Here is a 16938-nt window from a genome sequence, read left to right as displayed (position 1 = left end):
CTCCCGATGCACCGTCATCGCCCGATACAGAAGATCGTTGAAGGCAAGCGCGAAAAGAGCCTCGATCTCCTCAAGACTCCAGTCGTGCCGAAGCCCGTCGGCCGCCGTGGCGGAGTTGGGAGTGGGGGACTGTATCGTTTGGGAGGGTTTCCGGACGCTGTCCGGCATCGTATCTGCGTTCATTGAATGGCGCCTTCATGCCTTTCGGAATTGGCAATCCTGAACCGAAGTTTGCGCAGCCTACCTCGACCGAAAGTCAAAGACCATATATTTTTTGCACATATTATACTTTCCATACCCAAAAATTTTGAGTAGGATCCGCTACCGTAAGGAGAACGGTAGTGTCTTCGGTTATTCCCTTCGCTCCCCATTTTCACGATGAACAGGCCGCTTATGCCTTTGTCGAGGCGTGTTTGTGGTCAAAAGGGCCGCTTTGCCCCCATTGCGGCAGCGTCAGCCGCAGCGGCAGGCTTTCCGGCAAAAGCACCCGGGTCGGTCTTTACAAATGCTACGATTGCCGCAAGCCGTTCACCGTCAGGCTGGGCACCCTGTTCGAATCCAGTAATCTGAAGCTGCATATCTGGTTGCGCGCGATGTATTTGCTGTGCGCCGTCAGAAACCGCGCCAACAGTTCGCGATTGCAGGAAAGCCTGGGGGTCACGGCGAAAACGGCCTGGCTGGTGCGCCACCGCATTCGCGAAGCGATGCGTCAGGGCGCCATCCCGGCGGCGCTGGTCGCGGCTTTCGCCAATGGCCGCCGCGTTCTGCCCCGGCAATCCGGCGCTCTTTCGATTTCCGTTCCGGCGCGGCGATCCTGGTCGACGTCCTGGAATACGGCGGCCGACCATCATCAATTCACCAAGGTGCCGGCCGTCTCGGGACACCGGAAAGGCGTTTGGTGGGTGGGACGCGAAGGCGCCCTCGAATGAACCGTTCCCCTCATCGACGATTTTTTGAAAACGACAAGGGATCCATTGATCCCATCCAGGCAGGAGGCCTTCATGATCGGTAAACTCAACCACGTCGCCATTGCGGTTCCTGACCTCGAAGCGGCGTCCCGGACCTATCGCGACGTGCTGGGGGCCCAGGTTTCCGCGCCCCAATCCGTTGTCGAGCACGGCGTCACCGTCGTCTTCGTTCAGTTGGACAATACCAAGATCGAATTGTTGCATCCGCTCGGCGGCAAATCCCCCATCCAGGGTTTCCTCGACAAGAACCCGTCCGGCGGCATTCATCACATTTGCTACGAGGTTCCCGACATCATTGCCGCCCGCGAGCGGTTGAAGGCATCCGGCGCCCGCGTTCTGGGCGATGGCGAGCCGAAGATCGGCGCCCATGGAAATCCGGTGCTTTTCCTGCATCCCAAGGACTTCAACGGTGCGTTGGTCGAACTGGAACAGGCCTGAAGCCGGGTCTTAAGGTCAGGCCGGGGCCTGGGAATTTCGAAAGCGTCTTCCTCCCCGGCCTGCGGGTAATTTCCGCATCGTTTATTCAATCGCTTTGATCGAACCCTCGCGGTGGTTGCGGTAGCAACGGGCCGCCGTGCAGGCTCTTTTTATCTGAAACAGGAGAAATCATGACGCTCGACGCGAAGCTCCTCGATGACATGAAAGCCCGCCGCGCGAAGCTGCTGGCCGGGGGAGGCGAGGACAAAATCGCCGCCCGTCACAAAAAAGGCCTGTGGACCGCACGTGAACGTCTGGCCGCGTTGTTTCAGGAACATACCTTCCAGGAATCGGGCGCCCATGCGCAGCACTCCTGCCGGTTTTTCGGCATGGAGAAGAAGGACTTGCCCGGAGACGGCGTGGTCGTGGGGACCGGTTATGTCGATGGACGGCTCGTCGCCGCCTTCAGCCAGGATTTCACCGTGGCGGCGGGCTCGTTGGGAAAGATCCATGCCAAGAAAATCGTCAGCGTGATGCAAAGCGCGGCGAAACTGGGAGCCCCGCTGGTCGCCTTCAAGGATTCAGGGGGCGCACGCATTCAGGAGGGTGTCGACGCTCTTTCCGGCTATGGCGAAGTCTTCTTCCACAATGTCCTGCTTTCCGGGGTGGTGCCGCAAATCGCCGTCATCTGCGGTCCTTGCGCCGGTGGGGCCGCCTATTCGCCGGCATTGATGGATTTCATCATCATGACGAAATCCAACGCCTTCATGTTCATTACCGGTCCGGAGGTCATCAAATCGGTCACCGGCAAGGCGGTGACCATGGATGAGGTGGGCAGCGCCGACATGCATTCCTCGGTCAGCGGCAATGTGCATTTCGTCGCGGATGACGAGGCCCATGCCGTCGATCTGGTCCGTCGCCTGCTCAGTTATCTGCCGGCCAACAATGCCGAGGATCCGCCACACCGGCCGTCCTCGACAATCGCCCTGGTCGAGGATCCCCGGTTGAACGAGATCATTCCGTCGGAATCGTCGCGGCCGATGGATGTCCGGGGCGTCATCGGCTGCCTGGTCGATGACGGTGAATTCCTGGAGGTGCACGCCAATTTCGCCGGCAATATCATCGTCGGCTTCGCCCGCATCGAAGGGATGGTGGTCGGGGTCATCGCCAATCAATCCACCGTCCGCGCCGGCACCCTGGATATCGATTCCTCCGACAAGGGGGCGCGCTTCATCCGGACCTGCAACGCTTTCAACATTCCTCTGGTGACCCTGGTCGACATTCCGGGCTTCATGCCGGGTATCGAGCAGGAAAGGGGCGGGATCATCCGCCATGGCGCCAAGATGCTGTTCGCCTATGCCTCGGCCACCGTTCCGAAGATCACCGTGATCATGCGCAAGGCCTACGGCGGGTCCTACCTCGCCATGTGCAGCCAGGAGATGGGGGCCGACGTCGTATTCGCCTGGCCTACGGCGGAAATCGCCGTGATGGGGGCCGAAGGCGCCATCAATGTCCTCTACAGCAAGGAACTGAAGGCGGCCGAGGATCCGAAAGCCAAGGCGATGGAACTGGCTGCCGCCTATCGGGCCGAATTCGCCTCGCCCTATGTGTCGGCCCGGAACGGCTATATCACCGACGTCATCGATCCGGCGACGACCCGCTCGCTGGTCGCCTTGTCCCTGCACAAGCTCTTGAGCAAGCGCGAACTGCGCCCGCCGAAGAAGCACGGCAACATTCCGCTGTAAATCTTAAGGACCCGGCATCCCATGTCCAGTGCATTGACACAAACGAAAGATACGACAATTTCGTCAATGCCTTTTCGCTATTGCAGACTCTCGTGCATTGACTCATCTGAATGAGCCAATGCACGAGGGATGTCGGGCGGCGGGCTCAGAGAATCGACGTCAGCCTCTCCCAGACAGTGTCGAAGGGGACGGCGGCGAAGCAGGGGAAGGGGGTGCGGTCGACCAATCGCTTGGTGCAGTTGTAGAAGCAGTGGTAGCAATCCATGGGTTCGTAGATCCAATGGATGTTGGGCGGGCATAGTTCCGGCGGATAGGGGACGAAATTGCCGAAATGACCACCGCCGATGACGATGACGGCCGGCGTGCCCAGCATCACCGCCATATGAGCCGGCCCCGTCTCGTTGGAGACCACGGCATGGGCGTCGGCGATGATGTCCAGCGCTTCCGGCAGGGTGGTCTGACAGACCAGATTGATGATCCCGTCCCGCTCCAGGATTTCCGGATGGGCGTAGAGATCGTCGGATTCCTTTTCTGTGCCGGTCAGCACGACGGTATAGCCGTCGTCCAACAGCTTGTTGATCAGCACCACATAGTTGCTGAAGGGCCAGCGGCGGCCCGGCTCGTTGCAGCCGAAATGCACCACCACGCATTTCTTGTCGCGCGGCAACTTGGACCGGCCCTTGGGCCAGGGCAGGTGAGGCATGGACGGTTCGATGGTCCGTCCGGTCACCGCGCTTAGAAAAGTGAAATGGCGGTAGAGTTCGTGGGTCGGATAGACGCCGGTATCGATATAGCTGTGCCTGCCCAGATAGTAGGCGTGTTCGGATTGGGTGCGCGGGCTGATCCAGGGCTTGCTGACGTAGGCCTTCGGTGCGCCCGAAATCCAGATCATGGCGTCGAGCACCAGGGCCTTGCGGAAAAAAACGTCGAGGACGGCGACGGCGAAATTCTGCCGGCGGATCCACAGGCCCATCTTGAAACGGTACCAGGGATTCTTCTCGAAGCGGCCGCCGTCATAGGGCACCAGGCGGTAACCCTTGAACAGATTACCGGCCAGGCTGTGCCAATAGGGAAGGCTTAAAATGGTGATGTCTTCGGGCGGGACGCCGAACACCTCGGAATAATGGGCGAGCGCCGGCAGGAACATGGCGATGTCGCCGATGCCGTCCAGGCGGGGCACGAAGACGCCTTTGCGGGCCCGGAAGACCGGCCAGTGGCGGACGATCTGATCGACCAGCCAGAACAGCCACCAGCGCTTGCGCATGGCCCGATAGTTGATTTTTCCGGGAGGCAGGGATTGCGGCACGGTGCCGATGACGGGGACTGAGGATCGCATGATGCTGGATTTGCCGCTCTTGTCTGGGGCGCCGGGGATGGTGTTCGGCGGCGCGATGATAACGGGATCGTCCATCGAACGAAATGCGGGAAAGCGCAAAATCAGGGATTTGCCGGGAGGACCTTGCGCAGATCGTCCAACAGACGCTCCTCCGGCCAGTCGGTCAGGCAGGGAAAACAGCCCTGGCGCAAGGGATATGCGCATTGGCCCAGACATCCGGCCTGCGGACAGTCGCCATGATAGAAACGGGTGCCGGCGGGCGCGAAATCGGCGTCATAGGGCACCGACCAGCCCTGGTAGGCGGCGCTGCACAGGCAAAAGGTGGGAAGGTTGGCAAGCGTGCCCAGATGGACCAGACAGGTATCGACGCTCACCAGCGCCGTCGCCGTCGCCAGGGTGGCGTATTTCGCCCGCAGAGGACCCGCATCGACGTCGATGCGGTCTTGATGCCGCGCCACGAATGCCCGCCAGTCGGGGCGGGCCTCAAGGTCTCCGGGGCCCACCGACAATAAAATACGATACCCCGCCGGAATGGCTTCGAGGATGCGTTCGAACAGATCCGGCGGGGCCTCCCGCCGGCGGTCCGATGAAAAGGGATGCAGGACCACGACCGCGTCCCGCTTCGCGGGCGGCGGTTCCCGGATCAGGCTGGGCATCGGGAGGTTTTGCCCGCAAAGCCCGTTGGCCAGGCCGACCCAATGGCGCAGCCGATGGGCAGGGGCGGGCGGCGCTTCGATCAGCCGCGAAAAATATCGCCGATTGGCCCGTTGCACGTCGGCGAGCTTGCGATTGGGTCGGCCTTCCTCACCCAACGCTTCGCATCCGCAACAGGCGATCAGCAGCTCGTCGACCAGGGGATGGCGCTCATGGTCGGTGCTGACCACCAGGCGGAAACCGTGTCGGCGCAATGCCAGGCCGAACGACCAGCGGTAACGCAGGCTGCGGCGAAATTTTCGCCAATCATAGGTCTCGATGGCGATCGACGGCGGAAACAGGAAGGCGGTCCCGGCCGCGTCCTTGCGCAACAGCAAGGTCACCGGCTCGCCGGGCTGAGCCAGGGGCAGGAAACGCTCGACGACGCGGGATAGCAGAACATTGTCGCCCAGACCGCCGCTGGCCACCAGAAGCAGTCCCTTGCCGTCCCGCACCGGCCCCAGCAGCCGGCTGGGCAACAGGCTGACGACGGGGGACAATGTCATGGTGATCCTTCCCTGGGCGAGCGCAGTCCGATCTGACGCTAGGGTTTTAGAACGCCCTTCGGAGGCAGACAAGACGGATCGTCATTGGGGTAAAGACATCCGATGCCGAAACCCCGGTCGGCCGGGTGGCCGCCCGAGGTTTCCTGCCGGACGTGAAGGGGTGGGATGTGGGGAGTTACTTCACTCCGAGCAGGGCCAGCATGATACCGCCGGAGATGGCGGTGCCGAACACGCCGGCCAGGTTGGGACCCATGGCGTGATAGATGAGAAGGTTTTCGCGATCTTCCCGGGCGGCGACGATATGGGCGACCCGCGCCGCGATCGGCACCGAGGCGATGCCGGCCGATCCCAGCAGCGGATTGATCTTCTCCTTGAGGAACAGATTCATGATCTTGGCGCCGATCACCCCCGAGGCGGTGCCCCCCAGGAAGGCGATCAGGCCGAGGATGACGATCTCGATGGTCTTGAAGGTCAGGAATTTTTCGGCGTTCATCGTCGAGCCGATACCGACGGTGAGGATGATGATGATGACATTCATCAGATCGTTGGCGGCGGTCTTGTAGAGGCGGTCGGTGACCAGGCATTCCTTGAACAGATTGCCCAGCATCAGCATGGTGATCAGCGGCGCCACCGGTGGAAAGAACAGATTGACGACGATGCCGATGACGATGGGGAAGGCGATTTTCTCCAGCCGGCTCACCGGACGCATCTGTTTCATCCGGATCAGCCGTTCCTTCTTGCTGGTGAGAAGCTTCATCACCGGCGGCTGGATCAACGGCATCAGGGCCATATAGGAATAGGCCGCGACGGCGACCTGGGGAAGCAGGTGCGGCGCCAGCTTGACGCAGACGAAGACGGCCATCGGACCGTCGGCGCCGCCGATGATGCCGATGGCACCCGATTCATTGATGGAAAAGCCCAGGGCTTTCGCCCCGATGAGCGCGATGAAGATGCCGAGATGGGCCATGGCGCCCAGGATGACGAGCTTCGGATGGGCGATCATCGGGCCGAAATCGGTCATGGCGCCGACGCCGAAGAAGATCAGCGGCGGGATGATCAGAAGCTCGATTCCATGATAGGCGTAGTTGAACAATCCTCCCGGCAGGATCAGATCCGATCCCGGCACATTGGAAATGACGCAGGAAAATCCGATGCCGATGAGAAGCAACGGCTCGTATTTCTTGACGATCGCCAGCAGAATCATCGTCACGCCGATGGCGATCATGACGATGTTTCCCCACCAGACATGCGTGATGCCTGTCTGATCGATCATTGCCTGTAAAAAACCCAAGATCTGCTCGAACATCCCCTGTTTCCTTTTTCAATCACAAGCGATCGACACCGCCGGGCCGGGCCCGTGCGGTCTTCGCTCAGTGGCTGCTGTTGCGGATCTTCTCGTCATCCAGCTTGCCCACCTTGTTTAGAAGAGGAAACGCAGCCAGAACGATTCCAATCCCGGTGATGACGACGATGCTAAGAAAGAAGTCGATCACACTAAGAAGAATTGCCCCGTAGATTGTATCCGGAACGATCATTTGATCCTCGTTATCGTGACGAATTTTATTTATGAAATGCTGAGCAGCGTCTGACCGGTATCGACGCTGTCGTGGACTTTAACATCGATTCTTTGGACTGTTCCGGCTGTCTTGGCGAAGATATCGGTTTTCATCTTCATCGCCTCGATGACGGCAACCCGATCCCCCACGGCGATGACCTGTCCGATCCGGACGTCGATGGAATCGACGACGCCGGCCAAAGGGGCGGCCACATCCCCTGCGCCGGAGGGCTGGGCATGGGCGGGGGCGGGTGGGGAAACCGGCGCCGGAGCCGGGGATTGGGCTGCGGGCGCGTTCGCCGCCGGCGGCAGGGCCGCCGGAACGACGGCCAGGGGGACGGAGGAGCGCCAGGTCGTCGCCTGCGGAAGACTGCTGTTCTCTTCGACCTCCACATCGTAGCGGCGGCCGTCGACATTGATGTTGAATTTCCTGAGCATTTGTTCGTTTCCGTGCTTAGTGGGGGCAATGGGAGGTCTGGTGCATCCAGCGTCCCTCGGCTGCCCAATGCTTGTTTCCGTTGTCGTTTTCGATATGGACGATTCGGCCGGACTCGAGCACCGCATAGATCGCGGCGGCGATGACGGCGGCGTCGTTCGCCGTCGGATCCGGGGCCGGTTGGCTGGATGGCGTCACGCTTTCCGGTTCGGGTTGCGATCTGGCCATCAGGGTCTTCAGGCTCTGGACGAACCAGACGGCGCTTCCTATCGCCCCGATGAAGGCCAGGCTATTGATTGCCGTTTCGTTCATTTCCGTTCTCCTCGGCGAAGGGCGGCCGGGAATGGTCCCGGCCGTCGCCGTCAGTGGGTCGAGGCGGCCCAGAGGGCTGCCAACATGATCTGAGGTGCCAGGATTCGCAGGCACATGGTCAGTGGATAGACGGTGGCGTAAGCGGTGGCCTGGGCATCCGAAGGGTGGATCGCATTGGCGAAGGCCAGAGCCGGCGGGTCGGTCATGCTGCCGGCGAGCACGCCGCAAACGGTCAGATAATTGAGTTTGAAGACGCCGCGGGCGAGAAGGCCGGCCAGGCAAAGCGGCAGGAATGTGATGAGGGTCGCACAGGCCATCCATTTGAAGCCGTCGCCGTGGATGAGCGTGTTGATGAAGCTGTTGCCGGCATAAAGGCCGACGCAGCACATGAACATCGTGATGCCGATTTCGCGGAGCGCGCTGGTGGTGGCCGCCGGCATATGCCAGACCAGCGGGCCGATATGTCCGATGCGCGACAGCGTGATGGCGATCACCACCGGACCGCCGGCCAATCCCAGCTTGAGGGGGGCGGGCAGGCCCGGAATGAAAAGAGGGACGCTGCCCAGGAAGGCGCCCAGGAAAATACCGAGGAAAATCGGTATCATCTGAGTGTGCTGCATGGCCTTGGGGTCGTTGCCGAGGACCTTGGCGAAAGCCTGCAGCCTCTCTTCCTCTCCGACGCACATCACCTGGTCGCCGAATTGCAGCTTGATGGCTCGGTCCGGGATCAATTCGGCGTTCCCGCGGCTCAACCGGGTGACGATGACGCCGGAGGTGGAGAAGTCGGCGATGCGTTTGCCGAGCGCCTGGCTCGAGGTGACGATGAGGCGCTGCGCCTTGATCGGACTTTGCACGTCCTGGAGCCTGACCGAGGCTTCCCGCCCCAGGCTGTCGCACAATTCCTTGAGTTCCGGACGAGGACCGATGGCGAGGACCGTGTCGCCGATATGGACGGGATCGTCCGGGCTGGCCACGCGCTGGGTGCCAGCCTGCATGAAGCGGCTGACGACCACCTCCTGGTCGCGCAACGGACGCAACTTTCCGATGGGGTTTCCGACGATTTCCGGATTGCAGACGTCGATGTTCATGGTTTCGATCGTCTTGCGATCCGTGTCCGGCGCGGTCTGCCAGCGATCGCTGTCGGCGGCGACATTGATGCGGAAGATCATCCGGACCAGCCCCATCGTCAGCAAAATGCCGATGATGCCGAAGGGGTAGGCGACCGCGTAGGCCTGGCCGGGGACGCCGATCTGTTCCGAGGTCGCCTTCAGTTCCTTCAGCATTTCCATGCCGGCCGCCAGCGACGGCGTATTGGTGGTTCCGCCGGAAAACAGGCCGACCACGACGTCGAGCGGCAGGCTGAAGCCGAAGTGGAGCCCCACCGCGATAATGCCGCCTGAAATGACGATGAAGGCGGCCAGGGCGTTAAGGAGCACGCCCTCCTTTCTGAATGCTTCGAGAAAGCCGGGACCGACGGTGATGCCGACGGCATATACGAAAAGAATCAGTCCGAAATCGCGAGCGAACTCCAATATCTCCTTTTCCATCCTGAGGCCGAAATGGCCGAAGGCGATTCCGACGAACAAGGGGCCCGCGATGCCCAGTTTAATGGCCTTGATCTTGATCTCTCCGGCGGCGAGGCCGAGGATCGCCACGAGACAGATGGCGACGACGCTGTTGGCGACGCCGTGTCCGCTGAAAAAGAGGCTTTGTAACCAATCCATCTGGTTCTCCTCTTGAACGTCAAACCCTTGACGGCACTATTATTCTTGTATGTATCGAGTTAGCTCCCGCCGTGGGGCGCGACACCAGAGTCGCTGACGTCGGAGACCGCTATCTGCTGTACAAGGATCGCTATCCTTTCGGTAGTTTTGTGTATCCAATGGCGAGTCCCGGTCTATCGGTTGTATAAAGACTCTCCTGCCGGATTGATTTTTACGTCGTAATTTGATTGATTTATGACGCCTCTTTCCAATACCGATCTGAAATATTGCCATGGGTTGGCTGGATTGATGTGAAAACGCCAATTGATTGATCGTCGCGGGAGCGTGTTTGCATGACCACTGCTCTTTCCTTCGATACGTTCAAGGCTTGGATCGGCCGCAGCGACTGCCATGACGAGGTCATCGCGGCCCGGCCCTTGGCCGGCTTGTCGGCCTGTCTGGATCGAAACGATCCATCCCCCAGGGAAGGCGACGCGGTGCCGCCGGGATGGCATTGGCTCTATTTCCTGCCGACCTACAAGACGTCGGAGGGCGGGGAGGATGGTCACGCGAAGCTGGGCGCCAGCCTGCCTCCGATACCGCTGCCGCGCCGGATGTGGGCCGGCGGCCGGCTTTCCTTCTATTATCCGTTGCGGGTCGGCGACAGGGCGAGGCGGATCACCACCGTCAAGGACGTCGCGGTCAAGACGGGCCGCTCGGGGCAATTGGCCTTCGTCACCGTCGAACACGAAATTTTCGGCGCACAGGGGCTGGCCATCGTCGAGGAGCACGACATCGTTTATCGCGAGTCCAACGGCGCCGCCGGCGCCTCTCCCCCGGCAGCTCCCGTCAAAGCCCGGTTTTCCCGTCTCATTCACCCAACCCCCCTGCTTTTGTTTCGTTACTCGGCCCTGACCTACAATGGTCATCGGATTCATTACGACCGTGGCTTTTGCGGCGAGGAGGGATATCCTGGACTGGTTGTGCATGGTCCGCTGACGGCGACCCTGCTGTTGGATCTGGTGCGCGACAATTGTCCCAACCGTCGCATCGCGTCTTTTCAGTTTCGGGCGGTCAGTCCATTGTTCGATACGGACGACTACACCGTGAACGGCAAGATGGTCCGGGATGGTGCCGATTTATGGGCCGCCTCGCCGATGGGCGCCCTGGCGATGACGGCGCAAGCGCGCTTCGCCTGAATTTGTCCGTGGTACGGAGCTGGAAACAAGGCTCCGACGGCGGGGGGAGGTAAAATGACGTTGGGATTTATCCCAAGACTGCTGTTATGCGCCCTGATGATGCTTGCCGCCTTCTGGGGGGCTTATGCAAACAGGGCGCGTGCTTTCGATCGAGGATCGAACCCGCTTTCCTTTCTGTTCGATTCCGAGAATTTCAACGACTTCGGCAAGTTCTGGCGCATCGTCTGTCTGGTGTCGTTCCTGGCGCTGGTGGGCGTGGTGACGATGAAGTCGGTGGCGATCCTTTTCGGGGGGCCGCTGATCGATCTTGATCAATTCGGATAGGACGGGGGACCTGTCTCTTCGAATTGAATCGGACCCGTAATGCCTGTCCGGATATGACGGTCGATGACCTTACGGCCACACCACATTTCGTCCTCCGGGGGCTACAACAAGGAGTGGAGAACCCGACATGCGAGTCGTCATAGCCGATGACCATCCGCTTTATCTGGAAGCGGTGGGGATCCAGGTGACGCGAACCTTTCCCGATGCCGAGGTTCGCACCGCGACGACCATGGACGGCGTCATGGACCTGCTTGCCAAATTCACACCCGACATGGTCATGCTGGATTATTCGATGCCCGGAATGTGCGGGGGCAAGGGGGTCAGACGCGTCATCGCGGCGGTCGGAGAAGACGTGCCGGTGTTGATGATGTCCGGGGTGGCGAGCCGTAACGACGTCGTCGACTGTATTGCCGCCGGAGCCAAGGGCTACATTCCAAAAACCCTTCAAGGTCCACTGTTCTCGGCGGCGATATCGCTGGTTGCCGGGGGGGCCACCTACATCCCGACGGAGTTCGTCTCGTCCGAGCCGCAGGCGCAGATTTCCGCCCGGCTTTCCGAGGAACTGACCCCGCGCGATCTGACCATGTTGCGATTTCTTGTCGGAGGGGATTCGAACAAGGAGATCGCGCGTCATTTCGCCATGCCGGAAGTGACGGTCAAATACCATCTGTCGCGTCTTTATCGAAAAATGGGGGTGAACAATCGCGCGCAAGCCGTCGCCGCGGCGGTGAAAGCGGGCGTTTCCTCCACCTCGGAAGCGGGCCCCCGGGATTCTCATTCCGGCAGTTTGTCCTGACGCCCGAGAGGCGAAAGATCCGACATCTTTGAAAGGCTGGGCGCCCATGCGGACCGCGGGCATCATGATCCAATTGTTCAGGCTCATCGGCCTTAGCGCGATCAGTCTGATCATTCTTGCCGTTTTCGCCGCCGTCTCGCTGAAGAACGAAATGCTCTATGCGGCCATGGGCAAGACGACGAACCTGGCCGAGGTGGCGCGTTCCACCGCCTTGACGTTTCACGAAATGGCGACGCGGGGCGAAATCGATGACGCTTCCGCCCAGTCTCTGGCCAAGAGCGCCATCCGCGGCATGCGTTACGACGAGGGGGAATATTATTTCATCTATGACGGGCAGGGGAACGAGCTGGTTCACGGCACCAAACCCGAGCGCGAGGGCAAGAACTTCATCAACGAGGTGGATGCCAAGGGCTACGCCTATATTCCCGACATGATCAGGCTGGCCAGGACAGGCGGCGGGCACATCTTTTACTGGTTTCCGAAGCCGGGAAGCGAAACGCCCTTGAGGAAGGTCTCGTCGGTCATCGGTGTCGAGCCGTGGGGCTGGATGATTTCCACCGGTGTCTATCTCGACGATATCGACGCCCAGTTCTGGGGCGCGTTGCGCGATTTCGCCCTGATCGGCGGCTTTTCCATCGTCTTCGTCTCGATCATCGCCTTCCTCATTTCCCAATCGATCGCCAAGCCGGTCCGGGCCCTGGCGGCGGTAACCGCCCGCATCGGGTCCGGCCAATATGACGTCGATGTTCCGGCAACCGAGCGGACCGACGAGATCGGCGTATTGGCCGGGGCCATCCGCGTGCTGCGCGACGAGGCGAAAGCCGCCGAGCGCCTGCGCACCGAACAGGAACGTTTCAACCGGGTGCTGAGGACCATCGGGGCGGGCAACGCCGTCTTGTTCCATTCGGTGGAGGAAGAGGAACTGGTCGTCAGCATGTGCCGCGAGATCGTCGAGACGGGAGGATATCGGATGGCCTGGATCGGCCTGGTCGAGCATGACGAGGCCAAGACCATCCGGCCGGTCGCCGTTGCCGGACATGACGAGGGATATCTCTCCCTGGCCCGCATGACCTGGGCCGACGAGCCAAGGGGCCGGGGCCCGACCGGTATCGCCATCCGGTCGGGCCAGCCGCAGGTCAATGATTGCACGGAAGTCGACAGCACCATGCGCTTCTGGCGGAATTCCGTCCTGGAGCGGGGATATCGCTCCAGCATTTCCCTGCCGATGAAGGGCGCGCGCGGCGTGCTCGGCTGTCTGACCATCTATGCGTCCGAACCGGGCGCCTTTTCCACGGTGGAGACGGTCTCGCTCCTCGTCGACCTCGCCAACAATCTGGCGTTCGGCATCCGCGCTACGCGGGAGCGCCGGCGGCGCGAAGAGATGGAGCGCCAACTGAACCAGGCGCAGAAGATGGAGGCGCTGGGCCAGCTCGCCGGAAGCGTTGCCCATGATTTCAATAATCTGCTGGGAGCGATACTGGGCTTTGCCGGTTTCATCGTCGAGGACACCGGGGGAGACGATCCGACGCGCCACCATGCGGAGCGGATCATCGCCGCCGGGCAACGCGGAAAAACGCTGATCGGACAGATTCTGTCGTTCGCCCGTCGCGGCGATTTGCGTCGCGAATGCTTTTCCATGACCGAACTGGTCGATGAGACCCGAGCCCTGCTGGCGGCCACCATTCCGACGACCACCCAGGTCACCTTTAGCGGGCAGGTGGAGCCGATGCCGGTGGTGGGCGATCGCGATCAGTTGCAGCAGGTCCTGATCAATCTCTGTATCAACGCCCACGATGCCTTGGAGGGGCAGCCCGGTCAGGTGAAAATCTCGGTTGCCCCGACCATCGGCCGTGGCGACGCCTTCACCCGCCTGGCACGGGGGGAGTCGGACAACCCGGTCGAGGCCGACAATGTCTGGGTTGACGCCAGCGGCACGGCCCATGTCGCGGTGGGCTCGTTCGATCCGGCGTTGTCGCATGTGTCGCTGACCGTTTCCGATGACGGCTGCGGCATGGAGAGTCTGGTTCTGCAGCACATCTTCACGCCCTTCTTTACCACCAAGAACAAGGGGTATGGCACGGGCCTGGGGTTGTCGATGGTCCATGGGGCCGTGCTCGCGCACAGGGGCGCCCTGGTCGTGGAGAGCCGTGTCGGCAGCGGGACCACCATCGAGGTCGTCTTGCCGGTATCCGATGAATCCGACGGAGAGTCGGTGATCGATACCTCCGTCATCGGTTCTTCGCTGTCGCCGACGGGCGGGCGTCTGCTGCTCGTCGACGACGACCCCAATTTCGGTGACATGCTGTTGACGGCGTTGGAGCGGAGAGGCTTCGAGGTTTCGCCCTTTTCCGACCCTTTGAGCGCCATAGTGGGATTACGCCGTCATCGCGATGATTGGGATGCCGTGGTGGCGGATCAGATCATGCCGCATATGACCGGCGTCGATTTCATTCGGGCGGTTCGCGCCGAATGCCCCGATCTGCCGTGCATTCTTTGCTCGGGATATGCCGAAGACAATCTGGACGACGAAAGTTTGAAGGATGCCGGCATTTTCGCCCTGTTGCGCAAGCCGGTGGACATCAATGAGCTGATGGAAATCCTTTCCCGCGCGGTCGCCGAGCGCGGTCGCGCGGGAAAGGTGGGGGAATGAGACGGCCTCGCTTAAGCGTGGCTGATTTTCGTGCCCAGGATTTCGAGAAATTGCGCCAGCCAGGCCGGATGGGCCGGCCAGGCCGGCGCCGTGACCAGCAGACCGTCGGTTACCGCCGCATCGACGGGAATGTCGGCGAATATACCACCGGCCAGGACGACTTCCGGCGCGCATGCCGGATAGGCCGAGACCTTTTTGCCTTTGAGAACCCCGGCGGCGGCCAGCAACTGCGGCCCGTGGCAAATGGCGGCGATGGGTTTCCCGGCATTGGCGAAATAGCGGACGATGGCGAGAACCGCTTCGTTCAGACGAAGATATTCCGGGGCGCGGCCGCCCGGCACCACCAGGGCGTCGTAGGACTGGGCCTCGATATCGGCGAATGTCGCGTTCAGCGTGAAATTATGGCCGGGTTTCTCGGTATAGGTCTGGTCTCCCTCGAAATCGTGGATCGCCGTTCGCACGCTCTGTCCCGCTGATTTGCCCGGGCAAATCGCGTCCACCTGATGCCCGACCATCTTCAAGGCCTGGAACGGCACCATCGTTTCGTAATCTTCGCCGAAGTCGCCGACGATCATCAAAATCCGTTTACCAGCCATCGTTTGTCTCCACACATGCGGCATGTCGTTTCGAGCAGGGACTCTACACGAAGGAGTGGTGGGACGCACTTCGACTTCCGGCATTTCCGGGTGGTGTCGGCGTTTCATGATCAATCGTAATATGCTAAAGGATTGTGTGTGCAAAACTCATGGTTTGCCACGCAACGAGACGCTGTCAAACCTTTCAATTTGCTTTCAGGACGCTGACTAATTTTCAACGGGAGATCAACGGAAAGGTGCATGGTTGGGCGTTATAAGCCCTAGCTAATTTATGGCTATTGGGGTATGAAATCTCGCCCGAGCGGGCGCATAGAATCTTGGGGAGATGGGTAATCATGCTGACATTTTGGTTGGAATTCGTTCTCGTATTGGGGGCGATTCTCATCGGCATCCGACGAGGCGGCGTCGCGCTTGGCATGCTGGGCGGTTTCGGCGTGACGGTTCTGGCCTTTGTGTTCAATACCCCGCCGGGTGAGCCGCCGATCACCGTCATGCTGATCATCCTGGCCGTGGTCACCGCTTCGGCGACCCTGCAGGTGGCCGGCGGTCTCGATTACATGGTGCAGAAGACGGAAACGGTCCTTCGCGCGCACCCCAACCGCATCACCATTCTGGCGCCGCTGTCGACCTTCCTGCTGACGGTGTGCGTGGGAACCGGCCACGCCTGCTATTCGCTGTTGCCGGTGATCGCCGACGTCGCCCTGAAAACCCGCATCCGGCCCGAACGGCCGATGGCCATCTCGAGTGTCGCCGCCCAAATGGGCATCACGGCGAGCCCGGTGGCCGCGGCTGTCACCACCTTCCTGGCCATGGCCGCCAAGACGTCGCATCCGGTGAGTTTGCTCGACATCATCATGATCACCTTCCCCTCGGGTCTCATCGGCATGCTGGTGGCCGCGCTGTGGAGCACCCGTCGCGGCAAGGAGCTTGATCAGGATCCGGACTTCCTGGAACGCTGCAAGGATCCGGCATTCCGCGCCGCCCTCGACACTTCTGTGACGACCCTGGGCAAGGAATTGCCGAAGACCGCCAAGCTGAGTGTGGCGCTGTTCTTCGCCGGCATCGTCAGCATCATCGTCCTCTCGATCTTCCCGAGCCTGCTGCCGCATTTCAACGGCAAGCCGCTGCCGCTGACCACGCTGGTGCAGATCATCATGCTGAGCTTCGGCTGCTTCATCATGCTCGCCGGCAACGTCAAGGCTGCTGAGATCGCCCGTTCCAGCGTCTTCACCGCCGGCATGATCGCCGTCGTGTCGATCTTCGGTATCGCCTGGATGAGCGATACCTTCGTCAACGGCAATAAGGACTATCTGATCAGCAACATCAAGGCGATGGTCGCATATGCGCCCTGGACCTTCGCCTTGGCCATGTTCGCCGTGTCGGCCTTCGTCAAGAGCCAGGCGGCGGTGCTGACCATCATGATCCCGTTCGGACTGGTGCTGGGCTTGCCCGTGCCGCTTCTGCTGGGACTGATGCCGTCCAGCTACGCTTATTTCTTCTTCGCCTTCTATCCCAGCGATCTGGCGGCCATCAATTTCGATCGTACGGGAACCACGCATATCGGCAAATATCTGCTGAACCACAGCTTCATGATTCCCGGCCTCATTGGGGTCGGCACGTCAACGGTCGTCGGGTATCTCCTGTCCCGAGTCCTCTTCTGACGACCGAATCTCCCGGTGGCCGGCGCTCCTCCGGCCACCGG

Annotated in this window: 16 protein-coding genes and 1 pseudogene; 8 read left to right on the top strand and 9 right to left on the bottom strand. The window is 61.0% G+C overall.

The annotated features are described in order from the left end of the window. A pseudogene (locus CWS72_RS25865) lies at nt 1-183 on the bottom strand (hypothetical protein); the annotation flags it as partial. Between the two features lie 158 nt (nt 184-341). Between CWS72_RS25865 and CWS72_RS25860 the strand changes: the two are divergent. The 3 genes from CWS72_RS25860 (at nt 342) to CWS72_RS25850 (ending at nt 3130) form a co-directional block, all read left to right on the top strand. Further along, a complete protein-coding gene (locus CWS72_RS25860; protein WP_101253552.1) occupies nt 342-929 on the top strand; it encodes a transposase in 588 nt (195 codons plus the stop codon). Between the two features lie 72 nt (nt 930-1001). Continuing rightward, entirely contained in the window at nt 1002-1406 is a 405-nt protein-coding gene (gene mce / locus CWS72_RS25855; protein WP_101253555.1) for a methylmalonyl-CoA epimerase, read from the top strand. A gap of 170 nt (nt 1407-1576) precedes the next feature. Beyond that, nucleotides 1577-3130, top strand: coding sequence for an acyl-CoA carboxylase subunit beta (locus CWS72_RS25850; RefSeq protein ID WP_101253551.1), 1554 nt, complete (start codon nt 1577-1579; stop codon nt 3128-3130). A gap of 145 nt (nt 3131-3275) precedes the next feature. Here CWS72_RS25850 and CWS72_RS25845 read toward each other — a convergent pair whose 3' ends face one another. The 7 genes from CWS72_RS25845 to CWS72_RS25820 form a co-directional block, all read right to left on the bottom strand. Next, entirely contained in the window at nt 3276-4541 is a 1266-nt protein-coding gene (locus CWS72_RS25845) for a glycosyltransferase family 9 protein (RefSeq protein WP_158240826.1), read from the bottom strand. A 26-nt stretch (nt 4542-4567) separates the two neighbouring features. Continuing rightward, nucleotides 4568-5665 (bottom strand): glycosyltransferase family 9 protein, encoded by a 1098-nt coding sequence (locus CWS72_RS27565; RefSeq protein ID WP_146002892.1) that lies wholly within the window; start codon nt 5663-5665, stop codon nt 4568-4570. Nucleotides 5666-5840: 175 nt separating this feature from the next. Further along, entirely contained in the window at nt 5841-6971 is a 1131-nt protein-coding gene (locus CWS72_RS25830; RefSeq protein WP_101253547.1) for a sodium ion-translocating decarboxylase subunit beta, read from the bottom strand. A gap of 64 nt (nt 6972-7035) precedes the next feature. Further along, the gene (locus CWS72_RS28185; protein WP_199175998.1) at nt 7036-7200 is read right to left on the bottom strand and encodes a hypothetical protein; all 165 of its coding nucleotides are present in this window, start codon (nt 7198-7200) and stop codon (nt 7036-7038) included. A 29-nt stretch (nt 7201-7229) separates the two neighbouring features. Further along, nucleotides 7230-7658, bottom strand: a complete 429-nt coding sequence (locus tag CWS72_RS25825) for a biotin/lipoyl-containing protein (protein ID WP_158240825.1) — start codon at nt 7656-7658, stop codon at nt 7230-7232. A gap of 16 nt (nt 7659-7674) precedes the next feature. Beyond that, nucleotides 7675-7968 carry a hypothetical protein gene (locus CWS72_RS27560; RefSeq protein ID WP_146002891.1) on the bottom strand — a complete coding sequence of 98 codons (294 nt, stop codon included), beginning with the start codon at nt 7966-7968 and terminating at the stop codon, nt 7675-7677. A gap of 50 nt (nt 7969-8018) precedes the next feature. After that, a complete protein-coding gene (locus CWS72_RS25820) occupies nt 8019-9692 on the bottom strand; it encodes a putative transporter (RefSeq protein WP_101253545.1) in 1674 nt (557 codons plus the stop codon). A gap of 332 nt (nt 9693-10024) precedes the next feature. Between CWS72_RS25820 and CWS72_RS25815 the strand changes: the two genes are divergently transcribed. The 4 genes from CWS72_RS25815 to CWS72_RS25800 all read left to right on the top strand — a co-directional run bounded on the left by CWS72_RS25815 (nt 10025) and on the right by CWS72_RS25800 (nt 14640). Further along, nucleotides 10025-10870, top strand: coding sequence for an HTD2 family dehydratase (locus CWS72_RS25815; protein ID WP_101253544.1), 846 nt, complete (start codon nt 10025-10027; stop codon nt 10868-10870). Nucleotides 10871-10924: 54 nt separating this feature from the next. Further along, nucleotides 10925-11194, top strand: a complete 270-nt coding sequence (locus tag CWS72_RS25810) for a hypothetical protein (protein WP_146002890.1) — start codon at nt 10925-10927, stop codon at nt 11192-11194. Nucleotides 11195-11321: 127 nt separating this feature from the next. Further along, the gene (locus CWS72_RS25805) at nt 11322-11990 is read left to right on the top strand and encodes a response regulator (RefSeq protein ID WP_101253542.1); all 669 of its coding nucleotides are present in this window, start codon (nt 11322-11324) and stop codon (nt 11988-11990) included. A 64-nt stretch (nt 11991-12054) separates the two neighbouring features. Next, on the top strand, nt 12055-14640 hold the full coding sequence (locus CWS72_RS25800; RefSeq protein WP_158240824.1) for a cache domain-containing protein: 2586 nt from the start codon (nt 12055-12057) through the stop codon (nt 14638-14640). Between the two features lie 11 nt (nt 14641-14651). On the opposite strand, the gene CWS72_RS25795 is transcribed toward CWS72_RS25800, so the two are convergent. Then, nucleotides 14652-15236, bottom strand: coding sequence for a DJ-1/PfpI family protein (locus CWS72_RS25795; RefSeq protein ID WP_101253540.1), 585 nt, complete (start codon nt 15234-15236; stop codon nt 14652-14654). Nucleotides 15237-15571: 335 nt separating this feature from the next. Here CWS72_RS25795 and CWS72_RS25790 point away from each other — a divergent pair, with 335 nt between their 5' ends. Continuing rightward, nucleotides 15572-16897 (top strand): anaerobic C4-dicarboxylate transporter, encoded by a 1326-nt coding sequence (locus CWS72_RS25790; protein WP_101253539.1) that lies wholly within the window; start codon nt 15572-15574, stop codon nt 16895-16897. Nucleotides 16898-16938: the final 41 nt, after the last annotated feature.

Source organism: Telmatospirillum siberiense, assembly GCF_002845745.1.
Lineage (GTDB): Bacteria > Pseudomonadota > Alphaproteobacteria > Rhodospirillales > Magnetospirillaceae > Telmatospirillum > Telmatospirillum siberiense.
Note: the sequence above shows the minus strand (reverse complement) of the source record. Positions and strands in the feature narration are given on the sequence as shown.

What these genes read in the sequence shown, in the direction of transcription:
- CWS72_RS25805 (WP_101253542.1), top strand. Translation starts at nt 11,322, where the DNA reads ATGCGAGTCGTCATAGCCGATGACCATCCGCTTTATCTGGAAGCGGTG.
- CWS72_RS25850 (WP_101253551.1), top strand. Translation starts at nt 1,577, where the DNA reads ATGACGCTCGACGCGAAGCTCCTCGATGACATGAAAGCCCGCCGCGCG.
- CWS72_RS25830 (WP_101253547.1), bottom strand. Translation starts at nt 6,971, where the DNA reads ATGTTCGAGCAGATCTTGGGTTTTTTACAGGCAATGATCGATCAGACA.
- CWS72_RS25795 (WP_101253540.1), bottom strand. Translation starts at nt 15,236, where the DNA reads ATGGCTGGTAAACGGATTTTGATGATCGTCGGCGACTTCGGCGAAGAT.
- CWS72_RS27560 (WP_146002891.1), bottom strand. Translation starts at nt 7,968, where the DNA reads ATGAACGAAACGGCAATCAATAGCCTGGCCTTCATCGGGGCGATAGGA.
- CWS72_RS25820 (WP_101253545.1), bottom strand. Translation starts at nt 9,692, where the DNA reads ATGGATTGGTTACAAAGCCTCTTTTTCAGCGGACACGGCGTCGCCAAC.
- CWS72_RS28185 (WP_199175998.1), bottom strand. Translation starts at nt 7,200, where the DNA reads ATGATCGTTCCGGATACAATCTACGGGGCAATTCTTCTTAGTGTGATC.
- CWS72_RS25845 (WP_158240826.1), bottom strand. Translation starts at nt 4,541, where the DNA reads ATGGACGATCCCGTTATCATCGCGCCGCCGAACACCATCCCCGGCGCC.
- CWS72_RS27565 (WP_146002892.1), bottom strand. Translation starts at nt 5,665, where the DNA reads ATGACATTGTCCCCCGTCGTCAGCCTGTTGCCCAGCCGGCTGCTGGGG.
- CWS72_RS25790 (WP_101253539.1), top strand. Translation starts at nt 15,572, where the DNA reads ATGCTGACATTTTGGTTGGAATTCGTTCTCGTATTGGGGGCGATTCTC.
- mce (WP_101253555.1), top strand. Translation starts at nt 1,002, where the DNA reads ATGATCGGTAAACTCAACCACGTCGCCATTGCGGTTCCTGACCTCGAA.
- CWS72_RS25815 (WP_101253544.1), top strand. Translation starts at nt 10,025, where the DNA reads ATGACCACTGCTCTTTCCTTCGATACGTTCAAGGCTTGGATCGGCCGC.
- CWS72_RS25810 (WP_146002890.1), top strand. Translation starts at nt 10,925, where the DNA reads ATGACGTTGGGATTTATCCCAAGACTGCTGTTATGCGCCCTGATGATG.
- CWS72_RS25825 (WP_158240825.1), bottom strand. Translation starts at nt 7,658, where the DNA reads ATGCTCAGGAAATTCAACATCAATGTCGACGGCCGCCGCTACGATGTG.
- CWS72_RS25800 (WP_158240824.1), top strand. Translation starts at nt 12,055, where the DNA reads ATGATCCAATTGTTCAGGCTCATCGGCCTTAGCGCGATCAGTCTGATC.